This window comes from Actinobacillus capsulatus DSM 19761, from assembly GCF_000374285.1.
In the GTDB taxonomy this organism is placed as follows: Bacteria; Pseudomonadota; Gammaproteobacteria; order Enterobacterales; family Pasteurellaceae; genus Actinobacillus; species Actinobacillus capsulatus.
Genome location: NZ_KB893936.1, coordinates 108,978 through 127,176, shown reverse-complemented (window position 1 = coordinate 127,176; position 18,199 = coordinate 108,978). Strand labels below are relative to the sequence as shown.

Sequence of the window (18,199 nt, the reverse complement as noted above, 5' to 3'; positions counted from 1 at the left end):
AGCAATAAGTGCTAATTCTTGCATTATTTCTTGTTCAGTTCTCATTTTAAATGTGGTCATACTATGGTTTCCCTGTTCAGCTTAATGTGGTCACAGAATTACTCTGTTCGGTAAGCATAGCAAGTCTTGATTGAGGAAATAACAACTAACTGCGGTCAGTTTAAGCTGGGGAGGTATGGATGTCTGCAATAAGTTTATTTTTTGAAAACCTTTTACAGAATATGAAAAAATTATTTTTCTAATTTATCGCGCTTTTTATGGATAATTTATCTCGCGCGGCATTAACTCTTTATAATTATTGGTTTTTTATTTATTAGTTTGTTTTTTGTCTATCAATATCACCGCACGGAACCTGTTGTTTCTCTTGCCGTGTCTAGTGATGGACGTTATGTCATCAGCGTTCATGGCGTGAAGGAATTTTTCTCTTTTCAGTTAGGACAACAGCTGGTTTTATGGGATATTGAAAAGAAAGAGAAAAAAGTATTGACAACGAATGCAGAAGGTTTTACTACCGCCTTTGTACCTGATAGTCACGAATTTATGTGGCAGGACAGTAATAATGTAGTGCATATTCAAAATGTGGACGGAAAAGAGATTTTAAGTTTTAACCATTTTCCGGTTATCGGACATATTATCAATGCGGAAAAGGATTTTTACTTATCTGCTGATAAATATGGACATTTATATAAAGGTTACGGCGAAAATATGGTGCCGATATATACCGATGGAGGCGTAGGTATGCCGATGTCGTTATCGATGAACGAAAACTATTTTTTATCTGCAGGTAATAGTTATCTGCCAGAAAATGCCCCTGTGGCAGAAACCGATTTAACTGCGAATCCGATTAACCCCAGTGAGAGTAAGAAAAGTAGTTATGATGGCGTGACTTTATGGGATAGACATACCTTAAAGCCCGTGGCTAGGTTATATGGAAATGCAGGCAAAAGCACAGGCTTAATTAGTCCTGATGGGAATTGGGTGGTGACAGGGGGAGAAAATTTTAGAAACTTTATGTGGGAAACTCATAATCTTACTAACCGACAACGGTTAGCAAATTTTAGGCAAGGTATTTATCGAGAAGAGACTGAAACCTATGATAAAAGTAAATTATTGCCAATTCCCGATAAATTTAAAGATAAGCAAATGGGATTAAATCACGTAGTTGCTATTGCCTTTTTGAGTGAAAAAGATTTTGTTTTGCTGGATAAAAGAGGGAATAAAAATGGCACAGGTAGTGAACTCGCCCGATTATATACGGTTGGCGATCCTTGGATCAAAGCCTATGTCGAAATCGGCAATGACCCGAGTATTTCCACTAATTCTTACGGAAAAAATCTCAGCGTATCCTCTGCCCCCAAAGCCCACATTTTAGTGACGGGACAAGCCACCGGTGGGGGAATTAACGTGTATAAATACCACCCCGATAAAATGGAATTAGAAAAAATTTGGGTGGCGGATTAAGCGAAAAGTGAGCTGCGCCCCAAAACTTGGACCCCTAATTTGGGGTGTAGATTATGTTTTATTTTTATCAATTTCGTTTATAAATTATCAAACTTGTCACTGAACAAGATCTGGGGCATTCATTAAGTGGTTAAACCTCACGACAGGCCTTTAAAAAATTAAGGATAGTGGAAAAATTGAGCCTGTAAAGAGGGGGAAGCTTTATTCTATAAGGTATTATGTAGCTGTTGTACAAAGAACGAAAAAATTTTGTCAATTTAACCGCTTGTTTTCCGCTATAATAAGGCAAATTTACCCATTCAAGGAGTTTGCAATGGAATATCAATTTACGCATTCAATTCATGGTGTGGTCGCAAAATGTTCAATGGATCACGAAGCATTTGCTCGTTGGTTAAATACAGAGATTGCGGAGAATCCACAAGAGATAAACAAAGTTTTAGCGGAAATCGACAAGTGTCGTGCAACTTATCCGAATCCTTATGAATATGTTTTGGAAGGTCGAGAATATAGTTTATTTATTGATGCGGATGAAGTGATGGTGAAAGCGAATAATCTAGATGATGCATTCGATGAATCGCAAATGGAGGACGGGTTCCAGTTTTATGATCAAGAAAGTATCGCATTTTGTGGTTTAGAGGATTTTGAAAATTTCTTAAAAGCTTATCAAAAATTTAGCAAAACTTATCACTAATCTTGTTATAGCAAAAATAAAGGGCACTGATTAAAGTGCCCTTTGCTTTAAGGTTAAACAGATTAACGTAAGAACTCAACAAACCAAGTAATTACACCTAAGTTTAACAGGTCTACGAAGAACGCGCCGACTAATGGTACGATTAAGAAGGCTTTGTGTGACGGACCAAAGGCCTCTGTTACAGATTGCATATTTGCTACCGCAGTTGGGGTTGCACCTAAGCCGAAACCACAGTGACCGGCGGTTAAAATTGCCGCGTCGTAATCTTTACCCATTACACGGAAGGTCACAAAGTAACCATATAGAATCATCACTAAAGTTTGTACGGTGAGGATAATTAACATTGGACCAGCAAGACCAGCTAATTCCCATAGTTTGATACTCATAAGCGCCATTGCTAAGAATAAACTTAATGATGCGTTACCAAATACGTCAATCGCACGATCAAACATATCGAATTTAAATACGGCGGTTAATACGTTACGTAAAATTACGCCAAAACCTAATGCCCATACGAATTGAGGCAAGCCTAGATCAGGGAAAGAGTTCGCCATTACGGATGAGAAGGCTAAACATGCGGCAAATAACGCCATAGTTTCGATTGTTGAGCTTGCTGTGATAAAGCGTACGCTATCTGCATCTTCAAACGTGCTATCGTCATATTGCTCTGCTGAAGCATCCACTTTTTTGCTGTGTTGTTTACGGTCTTTTTTCATTTTATTGACTAAGCGACGTGCAACCGGACCACCGACCAAACCACCAGCAACTAAACCGAATGTTGCTGATGCCATCGCCATTTCCATAATTCCGCTGATGCCGTATTGTTCAGAGAATATTTTTGCCCATGCCGCACCGGTTCCATGACCACCGGTTAAGGTGATTGAACCGGTAATTAAACCCACAAGAGGATCTAAACCTAATGCTGTTGCAAGACCAACGCCCACGGCATTTTGGATAACAATAAAGACACCCACAATGATGAGGAAGATCACAAGGGGCATACCACCTTGTTTTAAACGAGAGAAGTCAGCTGATAAACCTACAGAAGCGAAGAAAGCTAACATAAATGCATTTTGTAAGCTCTTTTCAAACTGGAAAGAAATACCCGCCCAGTTATAAAGACAGAAAATAACGGTCGCGGCCACTAAACCACCAGCTACTGCTTCAGGAATATTAAAGTCTTGTAGAAATTTAATTTTACCAACTAAAAAGTGCCCTACGAGAAGAACGAGTGTAGCAGCAATAAGTGTGTGGTAACCGTTAAGAATTATTGGTTCCATAGGTGCTCCTCTAAAATGTTAAATGAATGTTTAAAAATAAATATTATTTGATACTAGAACAAACATTTTGATTTGTCAAAGGGGAAGGGATAAGAAAAATTATTTATAAAATTAGAAAAACTTATCCAATTATTCACATAAATTTTGAGGGAGATCAGCTTTTTGAGTAAATAAGCGCTTATTTCTTGAATCAGTTCGCATTTTTTGTTTTTGTGCTTTGATAGAATTTCCTCAGTAATTATTTTATCGTGGAGACTCAATATGAGTGATATCGCAATTATAGTAAGCTTATTGTCATTAGTTGCCGTATTAGGCTTATGGCTTGGGCACTTAAAGATCAAAGGTGTGGGGCTTGGCATTGGGGGCGTGTTATTTGGTGGGATAATTGTCTCCCATTTTTCTACGATGTATGGCGTTAAGATTGATTCGCATACATTACACTTTATTCAAGAGTTTGGTCTGATTTTATTTGTTTACTCAATTGGTATTCAAGTTGGACCGGGCTTTTTCGGTTCGTTAAGGCAATCCGGTTTAAAACTTAATGCTTTTGCGATCTTAATTGTGCTGTTAAGCGGTATTTTAGTCGCCTTAATCCATCTTATTTTCGATGTACCGTTACCGGCTATCTTGGGGATTTTCTCCGGAGCGGTGACGAATACACCATCTTTAGGGGCAGGTCAACAGGTTCTTGCTGAATTAGGTGGAGAAAATACCACTGCTGTAATGGGAATGAGCTATGCGATTGCTTATCCGTTTGGGATTATCGGTATTTTGCTTTCAATGTGGCTAGTGCGAATTTTATTCAAAATTAATATAGATAAAGAAGCCGCTGATTTTGATAATAGCCAAAATCAACAAAAAGAAGGGCTTGATACCTTAAATGTTCGCTTAATTAATCCGAATTTAGGCGGATTAAAATTAAAAGAAATCCCCGATTTTGAAAGCCATAAAGTGATTTATTCTCGTTTAAAACGAGGGGAAGAGCTACTTGTTCCTAAAGTAGATACGGTTTTACAGTTAGGAGATGTTCTGCATTTAGTTGGCGAAAAAGCCATGTTACATAAAATGCAGCTGATCTTAGGAGAAGAAGCACATATTTCATTATCAACAAGAGGAACGTGTTATCGTTCGGAACGGGCAGTGGTGACTAATGAGAATGTCTTCGGTAAGAAAATACGCCATTTAATGCTGAAAGGGAAATATGAAGTGGTGATTTCTCGCCTAAATCGGGCTGGGGTAGAACTGATTCCGAATGGGGAAATGGCATTGCAGTTTGGTGATGTACTGAACCTAGTTGGACGCCAAGAAGATATTGAGACGGTACGTGCTATTATTGGTGATGCGCACCAAAAATTACAACAAGTACAAATGTTGCCGATTTTTGTTGGGATCGGCTTAGGCGTACTCTTAGGCTCTCTACCGCTTTATGTACCGGGATTCCCTGTCGCATTAAAATTAGGCTTAGCCGGCGGTCCACTGGTTGTGGCACTAATTTTAGCGAGAATTGGCAGTATCGGTAAACTTTATTGGTTTATGCCACCAAGTGCGAACTTAGCGCTACGAGAAATTGGGATCGTATTATTCCTCTCTGTAGTCGGTTTGAAAGCAGGGGCGAATTTCCTTGATACCTTGCTCAGTCCAGAGGGCCTTTCATGGATGGGATACGGCGCTATTATTACCTTTGTTCCGTTAATGATAACGGCATTGATAGCCCGTATTTATGCCAAAATGAACTATCTTTCATTATGCGGTTTGCTTGCTGGCTCAATGACGGATCCACCGGCATTGGCATTTGCAAATGAGATTAAAGACGGAAATGGCGCGGCAGCGCTTTCTTATGCGACCGTTTATCCGTTAGTGATGTTTTTACGTATTATTTTACCTCAATTACTCGCTATTTTGTTGTGGGCAGCTGGTTAGTTAAAAGCTTTTAACGATAGATAGCGGTCGGATTTAAAGGAATTTTTGCAAAATTCTCCGAGAATCTGACCGCTATTTTTATTTCATCTCTGTTCAGCAAATCAGATTCCTTGTAGAATAATCGTTTAATTTTTTATAGAAAAGAATAGATATTATGAGCCGTACTAAAAAAACACGTCGTATTACTGACATTATGCCTGCTAGAAAAGCAGATAAAAAACCGGAACAACCTAAATTAGGTGGCGGTAAAAACCGTAAACCTACACGTTATGAACTTGATGCAAAAGCCCGTGAAGAAAAGAAAAAACGTAAACATAAAGGCTTGCCGACAGGTTCACGCAATGTAGATCCGGCAGAGCAGAAAAAAGCTGTAGTTAAAGAGACTAAAGACCCTCGTATCGGTAGCCGTAAAAAAATCCCGCTTATGGTGGAATTTGTGAATAAACCGGAGAAAGGTCAAATGATTAAGCCGGTGCCGTTAGAAGAATATAAACCGCATTTATCACCGGAATTAGAGCTTGAACAATTAGAGAACAATGAGATCTTAAACCAATTATTAGATGAAATTGAAGCGGGTAAAACCTTATCTGCTAAAGATCAAAAATTTGTCGACGAATGTTTAGATCGCATTGATGAATTAATGACTGACTTAGGTATCCAAGATGAAGATAATGGTGATGCGTTACTTCGCCAATTCGAAACAATGGATATTAACCAATTTAGATAAACTTAAAAAAGCGTATGATTCGATTTTTTCTCATTATTTTTGCAATATTGATCGTGCTTTCAATGGCAGGCTATGCGGTTTACTTGATGTTGAAATTACGTAAACAGAATATGCAACACAAGGCATTATTAGTGCAAGCCGAGCAGGCTCAGAAAGCACGTTTTGAGCGAATTACTGAGAGTATTGATGTGATTGCACGTGCAATACTTTCCGAACAATGTGATTTTTCGGAAGGCGTGCTTCGTTTAAAACCGTTACTTGATGTATTGGGCAAACAACTAAGCCAATATCCAGCAATGTGGGAGCTGTATCAAGTTGTGGAAAATATGCCGATTTTAGACGAGCGTAAGACCTTGAAACGTAATGAACGTATGAAGCAAGATTTACTTCGTCAATCGAAAGAGGTTGAGTTGGAAGAGCAAATTAAAGCGGAATGTCATCAATTACTCATCGATATCGCGCAATTGAAGATTACATTATAGTGAGTGACTACTATCTTTGAAGGAAATCCAATGTCAGAAATTATTTGGGATTTAGCCCTTATCCAAAAATATAACCAATCCGGCCCTCGTTATACGTCTTATCCAACGGCGTTAGAGTTTAGTGAAAGCTACAATGATGAGGATTTTAAGGCGGCTTCGGCACGCTATCCGAATCGCCCATTATCACTTTATGTGCATATCCCATTCTGCCATAAATTATGCTATTTCTGTGCGTGTAATAAAATTATTACTCGTCATCAGCATAAAGTAGACATTTATTTGGATTATCTTGAAAAAGAAATTAAGACGCGTGCTCCACTTTTCACAAATCGTACGGTAACGCAAATTCACTGGGGGGGCGGTACGCCGACTTATTTAGATGAAGCGCAATCCGAGCGTTTAATGGCGATGTTACGCAAGCATTTTAACGTGAGCGATGACGCGGAAATCAGTATTGAAATGGATCCGCGTGAAATTGAATTGGATATGTTGGATCATTTGCGTCGCATTGGATTTAACCGTATCAGTATGGGGATTCAAGACTTCAACAAAGAAGTGCAAAAATTGGTAAATCGTGAGCAAGACGAAGAATTCATTTTTGCCTTAATGAAACGTGCGAAAGAGCTTGGTTTCACTTCGACCAATATTGATTTGATTTACGGTTTACCAAAACAAAATGTCGAAAGCTTTATGTATACGCTTGAGCGTGTTATTGAGCTGAATCCGGATCGTATGAGCGTGTTTAACTATGCGCATTTGCCAAGCCGCTTTGCCGCGCAAATCAAAATTAAAGACGACATGTTGCCGGCTCCAGAAACCAAATTAACTATTCTACAAAAGACAATCGAATTCTTAGGTGGTAACGGCTATAAATTTATCGGTATGGATCACTTTGCTAAACCGGATGACGAACTTGCGATTGCACAACAGCAGGGGGTGTTACATCGCAACTTCCAAGGCTATACCACCCAAGAAGAATGTGATTTATTAGGAATGGGCGTGTCGGCGATTAGTTTATTTGGCGATACCTACGCACAAAACCATAAAGAATTACAACAATATTACGCAAATGTAGAAGAACGTGGTATTGCATTACACAAAGGCTTAACGTTAAGCAAAGACGATTGTATCCGCCGTGATGTGATTAAAGCGTTGATTTGCAACTTTAAGTTGGAATTTGACCGCTTGCAGGCTGAGTATCAAATTGATTTTAAACAGTATTTTGCCGAAGATTTAGTGCTACTTGAGCCGTTAGCAAAAGACGGTTTATTGGATATTAACGAAAATAGTATTGTGGTTTCGCCGCGAGGTCGTTTGTTAATTCGTAATATTTGTTTATGTTTTGACGTATATTCAAGACAGCTTGCGAAAAGGCAACAATTCTCAAGAATTATTTAAGTAAAAGGTGTGCTTACACACTTTTGGAATTTATGATGGGTTCGCCCATTTACATAAGGAACTATTATGAAAGCTCGTTATAGTGTTCTTTCTATTGCAATGATGACAGCGTTTTATGCTCAGTATGCGCAAGCGGATTTGAGAGAACAGTGTCTATTAGGTGTACCGCATTTTCAAGGTGAAGAAATTCAGGGGGAGCAAACTTTGCTACCGGTAGAAATCGAAGCGGATAGTGCCGTGATTAACCAGCCGAAAGATGCGACTTATACCGGAGATGTTGCTATTAAACAAGGCAACCGTTCTATCTTTGCAGATGAAGTACGAGTAGAACAAAATGGTGAGCAGTCCCGTCGAGCATTTTTGAAGGGGAAATATCAATATCAAGATAACCTTATTCAAGCACAAGGTCGTGATGCGGCAATGAATCTCAGTGCTGAAACGGCGGATCTACAAAATACCGAATTCCAATTAGTTGGTCGTCAAGGGCGAGGTACAGCGGAAAGCGGTTCGTTTAGTAAGAATAAACGTATATTAAGAAATGCTACTTTTACAGCGTGTTTGCCGAATGACAATGCGTGGTCTATTGAAGGCAATGAAATGATTCAGCATGTTGATGAGGAATATGCTGAAATTTGGCATGCGCGTTTTAAAGTACTAGGTATGCCGGTATTTTATTCACCGTATCTACAATTCCCTATTGGCGATCGTCGTCGCTCAGGGCTATTAATTCCTAGTTTTAGTCGTTCGAGCAAAGACGGTTTTACTTATTCGCAGCCTTTTTATTGGAACATTGCACCGAATATGGATGCAACGATTACACCAACCTATTATTCACGCCGAGGCTGGCAGATTAGCCCTGAATATCGCTATTTAACCCAATTGGGAGAGGGGGAGATCGCCGGTGAGTATATGGGCAAAGATCGTTTAGACGAATATAAACCTGATGATAATGATCGCAAGCGCTATTTGATGCATTGGCGTCACAATATGGGCTTCTTAACCGACTGGCGTTTATATGTAGATTATACAAAAGTCAGTGATAAACGTTATTTTTCGGATTTTGATTCGGAATACGGTAGCAGTACTGACGGTTACGCTACCCAACAATTTAAATTAGGTTATTATCAACCAAATTACAATTTATCGATTTCGGGTAAAAAATTCCAAACTTTTGATGAATTGGATGTGGGACCATACCGTGTATTACCGCAAATTGACTTTAACTATTATAAAGATAACCTAGTGCAAAGGGGGGATTTTAAATTCTTCACTCAAGTGGCTCGTTTTGAGAATGACAGCACATTAATGCCGAAAGCATGGCGTTTTCATGTTGAACCAACACTGAATTTCCCACTTGCGAATCGTTATGGTAGCTTAAATTTTGAAACGAAGCTTTATGCGACGCACTATATCCAAGAAAAGGGTAGTAGTAAGCAAGCGGATGAAATTGATAAAAATGTGACTCGAGTTATTCCTCAAGTAAAAATTGATCTTCAGACGGTATTAGAAGCAGATAAGCAGCTATTTAAAGGTCTCAATCAAACCTTTGAGCCTCATGTACAATATGTTTATCGCCCGTATAAAGATCAAAGTAATATCGGTTCTCGCTTAAACCAGAGCGTAAGTTTCGGTTATGATTCAACATTATTGCAGCAGGATTTCTATAGCTTATTTAATGATCGAGCATTTAGCGGTTTAGACCGTATTGCATCGGCAAATCGTTTGACAGCTGGCGGAACAACACGTTTTTATAGCGATAAAACAGGTGCTGAAGTGTTTAATTTTAGTGCAGGACAAATGTACTATTTAAGTCCATCTAAAATTTCTGATGATTTCCGTACCACCGGTCGTTCGTCTTCATGGGCATTGGAGTCTAACTGGAAGTTCCATCCGAAATGGAATTGGCATGGTGCTTATCAATATGATACGCGTTTAAACCAAACTTCGTTGGCGAATACATCACTACAATATAAACCAAGTCAAGATAAACTTATGCAGCTTAATTATCGTTTTGCAAGTAAAGATTATATTAATCAGAACTTACGTAGTAATGCATATGGGCAAGATATTAAACAAGTTGGTGCGGTTGTAGGCTGGGAGCTAACGGATCGTGTGGCATTTATGGCAAGTCATTATCATGATATTGCGCTCAAAAAACCAGTAGAAAGCCAGTTCTCTATGAACTATAACACTTGCTGTTGGAGTGCTAACGTATATGTGGCTCGTAAGTTGACTGCAACACCAATCGGAGCGCCAGATACCATTAAGGATTTATACTACGACAATAAATTCGGTGTGAATTTTGAATTACGTTTCGGCACAAATTACAGTAGCGGTGTACGTAAAATGCTGAAGAAAGGTTTAATTCCTTATACAGAGCAATACGGAATTAACTAGTTTGCTGAAAAAGTAAAAAAGCGAGAGAAATCTCGCTTTTTTTTATAGTTATGCTTCGAAAGAAAGCGGTCTATTTTCCTTGATTTTTTGCAATTCAATTAGAACGGAGGAGAGGAGTTTGCAAAGTTTTAGAGAAAATAGACCGCTTGTTCGGGCATAATTAGTGACGGAAGTGGCGCATACCAGTTAAGACCATTGCCATACCGTGTTCGTTGGCAGCATCAATTACTTCTTGATCACGCATTGAACCGCCCGGGTGAATCACGCAAGTAATGCCGACTTTTGCCGCAGCATCAATACCGTCACGGAATGGGAAGAATGCATCAGATGCCATCACACAACCTGCAACTTGTAAGCCTTCATCTTCAGCTTTAATGCTGGCAATTTTTGCTGAATATACACGGCTCATTTGTCCTGCGCCGATACCGATAGTTTGACCGTTTTTCGCATAGACAATCGCATTTGATTTCACATATTTTGCGACTTTCCAGCAGAATAATAAGTCTTCAAGTTCTTCTTGACTTGGTTTGCGTTCAGATACCACTTGTAAATCGTCAATTGAAACCGAGCCTTGATCCGTATCTTGCACTAATAAACCGCCATTTACACGTTTGAAATCTAAGCGTTTTTGTGCTTGGGTAAATTCACCACATTCTAATACACGCACATTTTTCTTCTTAGCTAATGCTTCCTTCGCTGCTTCCGAAATGCTTGGTGCAATAATCACTTCCACGAATTGACGGCCTACAATAGTTTGCGCCGTTTTACCATCTAGTTTTCGGTTAAAGGCGATAATGCCACCGAATGCAGATGTTGGGTCGGTTTGGTAAGCACGGTTGTACGCGTCTAAAATGTCTTTACCTAATGCAACTCCGCAAGGGTTAGCGTGTTTCACAATCACGCAAGCCGGTTCTGCAAATTCTTTTACGCATTCAAGTGCTGCATCGGTATCAGCAATATTGTTATAAGAAAGTGCTTTACCTTGTAATTGTTTTGCGGTTGAAACAGAAGCCTCTTTTACTTCGTTTTCTACATAGAAAGCTGCATTTTGATGTGAGTTTTCGCCATAACGCATTGCTTGTTTGCGTACAAAATTCAGGTTTAGCGTACGCGGGAATTGTCCGCTTGGCTGTGTTAAATCTTCTTCCTCAGCTCCTTGATAAGGCGGCACTTTTTGCCCGAAATAGTTCGCAATCATTGAATCGTATTGGGCGGTATGCTCGAAAGCTTTAATCGCAAGATTAAAACGGGTTTCTAAAGTTAAGCTGTTTTGATGTTGATCCATTTCAGCAAGAATATCATCAAAATCATTGTTATTGACCACTATCGCCACATCTTTATGGTTTTTCGCCGCAGAACGCACCATTGTTGGGCCGCCGATATCAATATTTTCAACCGCATCCGCTAAAGTGCAGTTTGGATTCGCAACTGTTGCCGCAAACGGATATAAGTTTACTACTACCATATCGATACATTCAATGCCGTGTTGGTTCATCACTTCATCGTCCGTACCGCGGCGACCAAGAATACCGCCGTGTACTTTCGGATGTAGGGTTTTTACGCGACCATCCATCATTTCAGGGAAGCCTGTGTAATCTGATACTTCTGTGACCGGTAAACCTGCTTCAGCTAAAAGCTTTGCCGTACCGCCTGTCGAAAGTAATTTTACACCACGAGCTACAAGCCCTTGTGCAAATTCTACAATACCTTTTTTGTCAGACACACTTAATAACGCCTGTTGAATCGCCATTTTTATAAGTTCCTTAAAATGAATGTTAAATAAATACTTCTTTAGTATAACGCAAACGTTTGCTTTTTTCATTAGCAAGCGGTCGAATTTGCAAAGTTTTTTGTAAAAATGACCGCTTGAAGGAAATAGAAAGAAGCGTAGAATGCAAAAATATAGGAGGAGTTATGATTAAACATGATTTAGACAATTTTGAGTTTAGCTATCTAACTGAAGAGGGAATCAAAGCCGGAAAATTACGTTATCGTTATATTAAAGATAATGTGATTGACGCTTATGCCACCAAAGTGGCTGAGGCCTTTCAAGGAAAGGGAATTGCCGGCGAGCTTTATGCCGCATTGATTATATTTGCTCAAGAAAAAGTGCTAAAAATTAAGCCGAGTTGTAGTTATATTGCAGTGAGAATGCAGAGAAGTCATCAGGATTTAATTGCTTAAGTAAAAGGCACTCATCAGGAGTGCCTTTTGTCATTATTCGTTATAGAGTGCCATATAAAATTTATGTTCAAAATTGCTTAACGGCGCACGTTTAGTTTTACTTTCGAGTTCACCGGTCGAATAACCGTTCACAAATTGTACAAAAGCGATACGTTCGCCTCGAGCGTTTTTCATAAAGCCCGCCAGATTATACACACCTTTCAGAGAGCCTGTTTTAGCAATCAGATTTTTCGCCAGCGGTTCGGCAGCAATAGAGCCTCTGCCGGAAATGGTGCCGTCTACACCTGCAATCGGAAACGTTTCGAATAACTGTAACTGTGGCTCATTTTTCGCAATATATTCCAATGCTTGTAACATGGTTGCCGCACTAACTTGATTATGGCGAGATAAACCTGAACCATCTACAACCACACTGTTATCGAATTTTATTCCTGCTTTGCTTTTTAACAAATTTCGAACCACATGGCTTGCCAGCGGAAACGATGCCGGACGATTATGCTGCTGATTGGCAATAGTTCTAAATAAGCTGTCCGCAATTTGGTTATCGGATTTCTTCATCATTTTTTTCAGAAGTTCCGGTAACGGTGCAGACCAATGCTCGGCTAATAAGGTACCGTTTTGCGCATTGAGTGGTTCTTGAATTTTCCCTTCAAAGGCAATCCCAAGACGTTGCAAATTAGCTTTGATTAGATTGGCGCCGTAACTTGCTGGATCTTGTACCGAAAAACTGAGCCCGAAAGGCTCTGCTTGGCGAGCCGTACAGCCTTTTACTTGGTAACGGTTGTTATCATTTACCACCACATCTAATTGGCAATATGGTGCTTGGGCTTTTTCGACAATGTAAGCCGAGCTAAATACCTGAACAGGGTAGGCGGCAGGGACATTTACTTTAGCAAACTCTCCAACTGTTTGGTTTGCATCTAAGGTGACGTAAAAGCAGTTATTATCGACATTGACGGCTGCCGGTGGTGCACTAAAGCACATGGTTAAATCATTCCAAATCCAACCGGCGGCTTTATCATGACTAGCAAACACAGCGGTATCCAAGATCAAATTGCCATCAACTTTAGTAATGCCTTGCTTCTTTAATTCACTAATTAATTGATAAAGTTGACCGCTTGTTAGATCAGGATCTCCACTAAATTTAGCGATTAAATCGCCTTTTATTACGCCATTTTCAACTTTGCCATTGGTAAGCAACGCAGTTTGAAAACGGAAATCTTGCGGTAATGCTAATTTAGCCGCTAAAGCGGTAAATACTTTTTGAGTGCTAGCAGGCAGCATAAACGTATCGCTTTGGTGTTGTGCAATAATTTGGTTTGTATCTAGGTTTTTAGCGATAAAAGTGGCAGAACTTCCGGCAGGAAGGTAAGCCATAAGTTCTTGAGTATTGATTTCCGCATAGCTAATACTTGGGGTAAGTAAACTAATTAGAGAGAGTTTTAGCATGAGTTTGCCAATGGATTTAAGTAGCATATAAATTCGGGAGTTGATATTTTTAACAAGACGTTGAATAATAGCCCTTTCGCTTATATTCGTAAACCTTAAAATTTTTATAAAAGGATAAATAATGAAACAAATTCCTATGACGGTGCGTGGAGCAGAATTGCTTCGTGAAGAATTAGAATTTCTAAAAAATGTTCGCCGCCCACAAATTATTGACGCGATTGCAGAAGCACGCGAATACGGCGATTTGAAAGAGAATGCCGAATACCATGCGGCACGTGAGCAGCAAGGTTTCTGTGAAGGTCGTATTCAAGAAATCGAAGGTAAATTAGGTAACGCACAAATTATTGATGTCACCAAAATGGCCAACAACGGCAAAGTTATTTTCGGTGCGACAGTCGGTCTAGTGAATGCGGATACCGATGAAGAAGTGACTTATCGCATTGTGGGCGATGATGAAGCGAGTATTAAAGAAGGCTTAATTTCAGTAAACTCACCGATTGCTCGCGGTTTAGTCGGCAAAGAAGTAGACGATTCTGTCAGTATCGTAACTCCGGGTGGTAAAGTTGAATTCGACATTATTAGTGTGGAATATATTTAATCCGAATTCCGTATAAAGTTAAGCGGTCATATTTCTTCAAAATTTTGCAAAAAATGGAGGAAATATGACCGCTTTTTTATGTTTATTGGAATAAATGATGATGTTTCACTAATTCCTCACGAGTGAGGGCAAATACACCGAGTCCGCCGTTTTTGAGTTCAACCCAGTGGAATGGTACACTTGGGAATTGTTCCATTAAATGCACCATACTGTTGCCGACTTCGCAAACTAATACACCATTATCTGCCAGATAATTCGGTGCTTCGGCAAGAATGCGTTTGGTGATGTCTAAACCGTCAACGCCGGAGCCTAATGCTAATTCCGGTTCGTGGTGGAATTCTTGCGGCATATCGTCCAAATCTTCTTGGTCAACATACGGCGGATTTGTCACGATCAAATCATATTTATCTTGCGGAATATCAGTAAATAAATCTGAGCTGATTGGGAACACACGATGTGCAACTTGATGACGCTCAATATTAATTTGTGCCACATCTAACGCATCAAGCGATAAATCAACCGCATCAACTTCAGCATGCGGGAAGCGGTTTGCACAGGCGATTGCAATACAACCGCTACCGGTACACATATCTAAAATGCGTTTTGGTTCGGCACGTAAAATGCCGGTAAAACCTTGTTGAATTAATTCACCGATTGGTGAGCGAGGCACAATAACACGTTCGTCTACATAATATTCGGCACCGCAGAACCATGTAGAATTAGTTAAATATGCCACCGGTTTACGCATACCTAAGCGCTGTTGAACCATCTCGATAATGCGCTCTTTCTCAATACGAGTCAGATTAGAGGAATACATCGCTTCCGGCACATCAATTGGTAAGCTTAATGCACTTAGTACAAGTTGGTGTGCTTCATCCCAAGGGTTATCCAATCCGTGACCATAGTAGAGATCCGAAGCGTTGAAATAGCTATATGCCCAACGCATCATATCTTGAATCGTTTTTAAATCATCTGCGGCAGATGACTCCATGATTTCTTCTAATAATTCTAGGTTGTATTCAAACATAATCGTCCCTTTTAAGAGTAAAAATTGGCTTATTCTATACCGATATACTTTTTTGCGCTAGAATTTCGCAAAATTAAAGGAAAATAAAAATGAGAACAACTCAGCTTATCGAATTAGACCAACAGCATATTTGGCATCCTTATTCTTCCATTATCAATCCTATTCCCGTTTATCCGGTAGAACGAGCGGACGGCGTGATCATCACCTTAAAAGATGGTCGTAAACTGATTGACGGAATGTCTTCATGGTGGGCGGCGCTACACGGCTATAACCATCCTCGTTTGAATCAGGCGGCAACCGAACAATTAAGCAAAATGAGCCATATCATGTTTGGTGGTTTGACTCACGAGCCGGCGGCTAAACTTTCGCAAAAATTGTTGGAAATTTTACCGCTTGAGCTGAATAAAATTTTCTTTGCAGATAGCGGTTCGGTAGCGGTTGAAGTTGCTATGAAAATGGCATTGCAATATGCCCAAGCAAGCGGTCAAAAAGGTGCTAAAAAACGCACTAAATTTGCTACGATTCGTTCCGGTTATCACGGCGATACTTGGCATGCAATGTCGGTTTGTGATCCTGTTACCGGTATGCACGGTCTATTCAATTCCAGTTTACCTGTACAATATTTTCTGCCGCAACCAAGTGTAAAATTTGGTGAAGCATGGCGAGATGAAGCGATTTTGCCACTGCAAGATTTATTTGAACAATATGGCGATGAAATTGCAGCATTAATTCTAGAGCCTGTTGTACAAGGTGCTGGCGGGATGTATTTCTATTCGCCGGTTTATTTACAAAAAGCGAGAGAATTATGTGATCGTTTCGGGATTCTGTTAATTTTCGATGAAATAGCAACCGGCTTCGGGCGTACCGGCAAACTATTTGCGTTGGAACACGCTGAGGTGGTGCCGGATATTATTTGCTTGGGCAAAGCGCTAACCGGCGGTTATTTGACTTTATCAGCAACCGTCACGACAGAAAAAGTTGCAACGGTCATTTGCAAAGGAGAAGCAAAATGTTTTATGCACGGCCCGACATTTATGGCGAATCCGCTTGCCTGTGCGATTGCTTATGAATCGATTAATTTATTATTAGAAAGTAATTGGCAAGCCAATATTAAACGTATTGAACGGCAATTAATGGATGAGTTGGCGTCGGCAAAACAATTTAAATCGGTAGCGGAAGTACGAGTATTCGGCGCAATCGGTGTATTAGAAATGCAACAGCCGGTTGATTTGGTATCACTACAAAAATTATTTGTAGAACACGGCATTTGGGTCCGCCCTTTCGGCAAACTGGTTTACATTATGCCACCGTTTATTATTAGTCAGGCGGAATTAACCCAACTCACGACCGCCTTATTGCAAGTAATAAAAATAGCTTATAACGAATAAAACGCAATACATTTCACGGAGGTTTTATGAATGTATTCGAACAAAAGTTAGCGGAATTAACGCAAGCCGGTTTAAAGCGAGCGTTGCCGCCAATTCAACACGATGGAAAGTGGATTATTGCTGATAATCGGAGAATGTTGAATTTTTCCTCAAATGATTATTTGGGACTCGCTTCAGATCAGCACTTACAAAAACAATTTTTGCAAAAAATCAGTGAAAATGAACCGCTTGTTACTCCGCTTACCTCATCTTCCTCGCGTTTACTGACCGGTAATTTCCCGATTTACCAAGAGTTTGAGCAGCTGATTGCCAACCGTTTTCAGCGAGAAGCGGCTTTGTTATTTAACAGTGGTTATCATGCCAATATCGGTATTTTGCCCGCGTTAGTAGATAAAAATACCCTAATTCTTGCCGATAAGTTAGTACACGCCAGTTTGATTGACGGTATCCGTTTAGCCGGCGTGTCTTTTTATCGCTATCAACATAATAACCTCGAACATTTAACTCAATTACTCAGTAAATATGCTGCACAGTTTGAGCGAATTATCATTGTGACCGAAAGTATTTTTAGTATGGACGGCGATATTGCGCCTTTGGCTGAACTCGTGGCATTAAAAAAAGCCTTTGCCAGCCAGTGTCACATTATGCTGTATGTGGATGAAGCGCACGCAATCGGGGCATACGGAGAACAGGGCTTAGGCATGGCGGAAGTGTTTGGCTGTATCGATGAAATTGATTTGTTAGTTGGTACTTTCGGTAAAGCATTGGCTTCGATGGGAGCTTATTTGGTTTGCGATCAAGTGATTAAAGATTACTTAATCAACACGATACGTCCATTGATTTTTTCAACGGCATTACCGCCGCTGAATATAGCTTGGACAGCATTTCTATTTGAGCGGTTAGCTGAATTTCAATCTAAACGACAACATTTAGCACAACTCAGTGAGAAACTAAAACAAGCGGTACAGCAGAAAAATAGTTATCCGTTACAAACGCAAAGTTGCATTGTTCCGTTTATCGTGGGAGAAAATGAACAAGCGGTGCAAAAAGCCAAAACATTGCAACAACAAGGTTTTTATTGCTTGCCGATTCGCCCGCCGACAGTACCGAAAGGTACGGCTCGTATCCGCCTATCATTAACCGCTGATTTAAACACAGAAGAATTAGATCGCTTAATTGCTTGTTTATAAGGAGAAA

15 protein-coding genes are annotated in these 18,199 nt (G+C 39.9%); 11 read left to right on the top strand and 4 right to left on the bottom strand.

Going from position 1 to position 18,199, the window contains the following annotated elements; translation table 11 throughout:
• The first annotated feature begins 318 nt into the window (after positions 1-318).
• Positions 319-1,461, top strand: a complete 1,143-nt coding sequence (locus C228_RS0106165) for a WD40 repeat domain-containing protein (RefSeq protein WP_425393287.1) — start codon at positions 319-321, stop codon at positions 1,459-1,461.
• Between the two features lie 313 nt (positions 1,462-1,774).
• Positions 1,775-2,152: a YacL family protein gene (locus tag C228_RS0106160; RefSeq protein ID WP_014991165.1), complete on the top strand. Its 378-nt coding sequence runs from the start codon at positions 1,775-1,777 to the stop codon at positions 2,150-2,152.
• A 62-nt stretch (positions 2,153-2,214) separates the two neighbouring features.
• Here C228_RS0106160 and gltS read toward each other — a convergent pair whose 3' ends face one another.
• Positions 2,215-3,432: a sodium/glutamate symporter gene (gene gltS / locus C228_RS0106155; RefSeq protein WP_018651799.1), complete on the bottom strand. Its 1,218-nt coding sequence runs from the start codon at positions 3,430-3,432 to the stop codon at positions 2,215-2,217.
• 261 nt (positions 3,433-3,693) lie between these two features.
• On the opposite strand from gltS, the gene C228_RS0106150 reads away from it, so the two are divergent.
• From C228_RS0106150 to lptD, 5 genes are all read left to right on the top strand, one after another.
• Positions 3,694-5,352, top strand: coding sequence for a putative transporter (locus tag C228_RS0106150; protein WP_018651798.1), 1,659 nt, complete (start codon positions 3,694-3,696; stop codon positions 5,350-5,352).
• A 154-nt stretch (positions 5,353-5,506) separates the two neighbouring features.
• Entirely contained in the window at positions 5,507-6,079 is a 573-nt protein-coding gene (gene yihI, locus C228_RS0106145; RefSeq protein ID WP_018651797.1) for a Der GTPase-activating protein YihI, read from the top strand.
• 14 nt (positions 6,080-6,093) lie between these two features.
• On the top strand, positions 6,094-6,561 hold the full coding sequence (locus tag C228_RS0106140) for a DUF2489 domain-containing protein (protein WP_018651796.1): 468 nt from the start codon (positions 6,094-6,096) through the stop codon (positions 6,559-6,561).
• A 30-nt stretch (positions 6,562-6,591) separates the two neighbouring features.
• Entirely contained in the window at positions 6,592-7,959 is a 1,368-nt protein-coding gene (hemN, locus tag C228_RS0106135) for an oxygen-independent coproporphyrinogen III oxidase (RefSeq protein WP_018651795.1), read from the top strand.
• A gap of 66 nt (positions 7,960-8,025) precedes the next feature.
• The gene (gene lptD / locus C228_RS0106130) at positions 8,026-10,356 is read left to right on the top strand and encodes an LPS assembly protein LptD (RefSeq protein ID WP_018651794.1); all 2,331 of its coding nucleotides are present in this window, start codon (positions 8,026-8,028) and stop codon (positions 10,354-10,356) included.
• Between the two features lie 160 nt (positions 10,357-10,516).
• Here the strand turns inward: lptD and purH are convergent, their stop codons facing one another.
• Positions 10,517-12,106: a bifunctional phosphoribosylaminoimidazolecarboxamide formyltransferase/IMP cyclohydrolase gene (gene purH / locus C228_RS0106125; protein ID WP_018651793.1), complete on the bottom strand. Its 1,590-nt coding sequence runs from the start codon at positions 12,104-12,106 to the stop codon at positions 10,517-10,519.
• A gap of 164 nt (positions 12,107-12,270) precedes the next feature.
• Here purH and C228_RS0106120 point away from each other — a divergent pair, with 164 nt between their 5' ends.
• A complete protein-coding gene (locus tag C228_RS0106120; RefSeq protein ID WP_018651792.1) occupies positions 12,271-12,540 on the top strand; it encodes a GNAT family N-acetyltransferase in 270 nt (89 codons plus the stop codon).
• Positions 12,541-12,573: 33 nt separating this feature from the next.
• Here the strand turns inward: C228_RS0106120 and dacB are convergent, their stop codons facing one another.
• Positions 12,574-14,016 carry a serine-type D-Ala-D-Ala carboxypeptidase gene (gene dacB / locus C228_RS0106115; protein ID WP_026313217.1) on the bottom strand — a complete coding sequence of 481 codons (1,443 nt, stop codon included), beginning with the start codon at positions 14,014-14,016 and terminating at the stop codon, positions 12,574-12,576.
• Between the two features lie 94 nt (positions 14,017-14,110).
• On the opposite strand from dacB, the gene greA reads away from it, so the two are divergent.
• Entirely contained in the window at positions 14,111-14,587 is a 477-nt protein-coding gene (gene greA / locus C228_RS0106110) for a transcription elongation factor GreA (protein ID WP_018651790.1), read from the top strand.
• 82 nt (positions 14,588-14,669) lie between these two features.
• Here greA and prmB read toward each other — a convergent pair whose 3' ends face one another.
• On the bottom strand, positions 14,670-15,614 hold the full coding sequence (prmB, locus tag C228_RS0106105) for a 50S ribosomal protein L3 N(5)-glutamine methyltransferase (RefSeq protein ID WP_018651789.1): 945 nt from the start codon (positions 15,612-15,614) through the stop codon (positions 14,670-14,672).
• Positions 15,615-15,703: 89 nt separating this feature from the next.
• Between prmB and bioA the strand changes: the two genes are divergently transcribed.
• Positions 15,704-17,002 (top strand): adenosylmethionine--8-amino-7-oxononanoate transaminase, encoded by a 1,299-nt coding sequence (gene bioA / locus C228_RS0106100; RefSeq protein ID WP_018651788.1) that lies wholly within the window; start codon positions 15,704-15,706, stop codon positions 17,000-17,002.
• Positions 17,003-17,028: 26 nt separating this feature from the next.
• Entirely contained in the window at positions 17,029-18,192 is a 1,164-nt protein-coding gene (gene bioF / locus C228_RS0106095; protein ID WP_018651787.1) for an 8-amino-7-oxononanoate synthase, read from the top strand.
• Positions 18,193-18,199: the final 7 nt, after the last annotated feature.

Excerpts from the sequence above, each read along its gene's own strand:
- C228_RS0106160 (WP_014991165.1), top strand. The coding sequence starts at position 1,775 with ATGGAATATCAATTTACGCATTCAATTCATGGTGTGGTCGCAAAATGT.
- C228_RS0106120 (WP_018651792.1), top strand. The coding sequence starts at position 12,271 with ATGATTAAACATGATTTAGACAATTTTGAGTTTAGCTATCTAACTGAA.
- bioF (WP_018651787.1), top strand. The coding sequence starts at position 17,029 with ATGAATGTATTCGAACAAAAGTTAGCGGAATTAACGCAAGCCGGTTTA.
- lptD (WP_018651794.1), top strand. The coding sequence starts at position 8,026 with ATGAAAGCTCGTTATAGTGTTCTTTCTATTGCAATGATGACAGCGTTT.
- dacB (WP_026313217.1), bottom strand. The coding sequence starts at position 14,016 with ATGCTACTTAAATCCATTGGCAAACTCATGCTAAAACTCTCTCTAATT.
- C228_RS0106140 (WP_018651796.1), top strand. The coding sequence starts at position 6,094 with ATGATTCGATTTTTTCTCATTATTTTTGCAATATTGATCGTGCTTTCA.
- gltS (WP_018651799.1), bottom strand. The coding sequence starts at position 3,432 with ATGGAACCAATAATTCTTAACGGTTACCACACACTTATTGCTGCTACA.
- purH (WP_018651793.1), bottom strand. The coding sequence starts at position 12,106 with ATGGCGATTCAACAGGCGTTATTAAGTGTGTCTGACAAAAAAGGTATT.
- greA (WP_018651790.1), top strand. The coding sequence starts at position 14,111 with ATGAAACAAATTCCTATGACGGTGCGTGGAGCAGAATTGCTTCGTGAA.
- yihI (WP_018651797.1), top strand. The coding sequence starts at position 5,507 with ATGAGCCGTACTAAAAAAACACGTCGTATTACTGACATTATGCCTGCT.
- C228_RS0106150 (WP_018651798.1), top strand. The coding sequence starts at position 3,694 with ATGAGTGATATCGCAATTATAGTAAGCTTATTGTCATTAGTTGCCGTA.
- prmB (WP_018651789.1), bottom strand. The coding sequence starts at position 15,614 with ATGTTTGAATACAACCTAGAATTATTAGAAGAAATCATGGAGTCATCT.
- bioA (WP_018651788.1), top strand. The coding sequence starts at position 15,704 with ATGAGAACAACTCAGCTTATCGAATTAGACCAACAGCATATTTGGCAT.
- hemN (WP_018651795.1), top strand. The coding sequence starts at position 6,592 with ATGTCAGAAATTATTTGGGATTTAGCCCTTATCCAAAAATATAACCAA.